This window comes from Phytoactinopolyspora endophytica (genome assembly GCF_004138495.1).
Taxonomy (GTDB): Bacteria; Actinomycetota; Actinomycetes; order Jiangellales; family Jiangellaceae; genus Phytoactinopolyspora; species Phytoactinopolyspora endophytica.
Map to the genome: position 1 here is coordinate 64,696 of NZ_ML142861.1, position 3,034 is coordinate 67,729.

Annotated in this window: 2 protein-coding genes and 1 riboswitch; both genes read right to left on the minus strand. The window is 69.4% G+C overall.

The genetic code is table 11. From position 1 onward, the window contains the following. A partial coding sequence (locus ELR45_RS22580) for a bifunctional methylenetetrahydrofolate dehydrogenase/methenyltetrahydrofolate cyclohydrolase (RefSeq protein ID WP_129668466.1) occupies positions 1-861 on the minus strand: 861 nt, incomplete at its 3' end. Between the two features lie 221 nt (positions 862-1,082). After that, positions 1,083-2,669: a bifunctional phosphoribosylaminoimidazolecarboxamide formyltransferase/IMP cyclohydrolase gene (purH, locus tag ELR45_RS22585; protein ID WP_129668364.1), complete on the minus strand. Its 1,587-nt coding sequence runs from the start codon at positions 2,667-2,669 to the stop codon at positions 1,083-1,085. A gap of 53 nt (positions 2,670-2,722) precedes the next feature. Next, positions 2,723-2,811, minus strand: a riboswitch (ZMP/ZTP riboswitch). Positions 2,812-3,034: the final 223 nt, after the last annotated feature.

The following is a 3,034-nucleotide window of genomic DNA, read 5'->3' on the forward strand; positions in this document are numbered from 1 at the left end:
GGCCTCGACGACGTTGGAGAGGAGCATGGCGCGGGTCATCGGGCCGACGCCGCCGGGGTTCGGGGACACCCACCCGGCTACCTCGTAGACGTCAGGGTCGACGTCGCCGACGATCCGCGACTTCTGGCTCTCCGGGTCCGGCACCCGGCTGACCCCGACGTCGAGAACGACGGCCCCCGGTTTCACAGCGTCCGCGGTGACGATCCCGGGGACGCCCGCGGCCGCGACGATCACGTCCGCCCTGCGCAGGTGGGCGTTCAGATCGGCGGTGCCGGTGTGGGTCAGCGTCGCGGTCGCGTTCACGGCCCGGCGGGTCAGCAGCAGCGGCAGCGACCGCCCGACAGTCACGCCGCGCCCCACGATGACGACGTCCCGTCCGGCCAGTTCGATACCGTGACGCGTCATCAGCTCGATGATCCCGCGGGGGGTGCACGGCAGAGACGAGGTGATCTCCTTGTTCACGCTCAGTGCCAGCCGCCCCAGGTTGGTCGGGTGCAGACCGTCGATGTCCTTGTTGGCGTCGACGCGCTCCAGGATCGCCTCGGTGTCGAGATGCTTGGGCAGCGGCAGCTGCACCAGGTAGCCAGTGCACGCAGGGTCGGCGTTGAGCTCGTCGACCACGGCTTCGAGCTCGTCCTGAGTGATGCTGTCCGGTAGGTCGCGCCGGATCGAGTTGATCCCGACTTCGGCGCAGTCGCGGTGTTTGCCGTTGACGTACCACTGCGAGCCCGGGTCGTCGCCGACCAGAACCGTGCCGAGCCCGGGTGTCCGGCCGGCCGCGGTGAGCTTGGCGACCCGTTCGGTCAGCTCCGCTTTGATCGCCGCTGCTGTCGCCTTGCCGTCGAGAATCTTCGCCGTCATCTTCTCTCCAACGTCGTCGTGGGAATCGTCTGATGTGGGTACCCGGTAGCCGTCTCCAGGGAACCGATGTCATGGAGGCCGTCGTGGAAGTCGTTCCTACGCGAGCCGTTGTCAGGACTATGGCGCGTGGAACGCCCACCGCTCACGCGCCATTTGTCCCGTCTTCTCAAGCCATTCGCGCACCGTGCCCAGAATGCACCTGGCGGAGCGGGAGCCAGAGCCTAGTGGAAGAAGTGCCGGGAGCCGGTCAGGTACATGGTGACGCCGGCATCGCGAGCGGCCGCGACCACGTCCTCGTCGCGGACCGACCCGCCGGGCTGGACGACGGCGCGCACGCCGGCATCGATCAGCACTTGCAGGCCGTCCGGGAACGGGAAGAACGCGTCCGACGACGCCACCGAGCCGGCTGCCCGCTCACCGGCCCGCGACACCGCCAGCCGTGCCGAGTCGACCCGGTTGACCTGCCCCATCCCGACGCCGACAGCAGCACGGTCCGATGCCAGCAGGATCGCGTTCGATTTCACCGACCGCACCGCGCGCCAGGCGAACGCCAGGTCGGCGAGGGTCGCGTCGTCCGCCGGGTCGCCGGTGGCCAGCGTCCACGACGACGGGTCGTCGCCGGGTGCGTCCACTCGATCGGCCTGCTGCATCAGCAGCCCACCGGAGATCGCCCGGGTCTCCACCGGCGCACGCTCGTCGCCGGCTACCCGCAGCAGCCGGACGTTCTTCTTCTGGGTCAGGACCTCCAGCGCGTCGTCGTCGAACGCCGGCGCGACGACGACCTCGGTGAACACCTCGGCGATCTGCTCCGCCGCCGCTCTGCTGAGGGGACGGTTCACCGCGATCACGCCGCCGAACGCGGACACCGGGTCGGTGGCGTGCGCCTTGCGGTGCGCCTCCGCGACGTCGGCACCCTCCGCGATCCCGCACGGGTTGGCGTGCTTGATCACCGCGACGGCGGGTCCGGAGAAGTCGAATGCCGACCTCCAGGCCGCATCGGCGTCGACATAGTTGTTGTACGACATCTCCTTGCCGTGCAGCTGCTCGGCACCGGCGAGGCCACCCGCGCCGTGCCCGGACCGGTACAGCGCAGCGCTCTGGTGCGGGTTCTCCCCGTAGCGGAGCACGGCCGCACGCTCCCAGGTGGCGCCGGCCCAGGCCGGAAAACCGCTGCCGCCCGAGCTGTCGGTCAGCACGTTGCCCATCCAGGACGCGACGGCGACATCGTAGGTAGCGGTGTGTACGAACGCGTCGGCGGCGAGCCGCTGCCGTTCGGCCACCGTGAACCCGCCGGCCCGGACCGCCGCGAGTACCTCGCCGTAGCGGGACGGATCGACCACGACGGCAACGTTCGCATGGTTCTTCGCAGCCGCGCGCACCATCGACGGTCCGCCGATGTCGATCTGCTCGATCACCTCGTCCGGCGCGGCGCCCGAGGCGACCGTGTCCGCGAACGGGTACAGGTTGCTCACGACCAGGTTGAACGGTTCGATGTTCAGCTCGTCGAGCTGGTCGCGGTGGGTGTCCAGGCGCAGGTCCGCCAGCAGGCCCGCGTGCACCCGGGGGTGCAACGTCTTGACCCGCCCGTCGAGGCACTCGGGGAACCCGGTCAGCTCCTCGACGCGGGTGACCGGCACGCCGGCGTCGGCGATCCGGGTGGCAGTGGAACCGGTTGAGACGATCGCGACTCCCGCGTCGGACAAGCCGCGGGCGAGCTCCTCAAGCCCGGTCTTGTCGTAGACGCTGATCAGCGCGCGGGTCACGGGAATCTGTGTGTCGGGGCTTAATGGGTCGGAGGTGGCGCTCATCTCTCTCCTCAGCGAGCAGCGGCCCACGCGAGGTCAGCCGCGGACGATCCTTCGACCCAGGCCCAGGCGTCCGACCTGAAGTCTGCTGCTGGTGTGTCGCTCCCCGGTGGTCATCCACCCAGCGCCAGTCACGACGCCGCCAACTGTAGCACTCGTTGCGTCCTGCAGAGGGTGCGCTCCGGCGCTCGCGTTTGCAGGATGCAGGGTGGCGACGGTCGGGTTTCCGATCATTCTCACGTTCCGTCCCGACCCGCACTATTCAAGGCAGGGTCAATTCATGGTCGGTAGCGGTTCAGACGGAGGTCCACTCCCGTAGAGAGCATTGGCGAGGTCCGGCCGAACCTGCCGGGAGGCAGCCCACCGAT

Bases quoted from the DNA above. Each gene is read 5' to 3' on its own strand.
- purH (WP_129668364.1), bottom strand. From the start codon at position 2,669: ATGAGCGCCACCTCCGACCCATTAAGCCCCGACACACAGATTCCCGTG.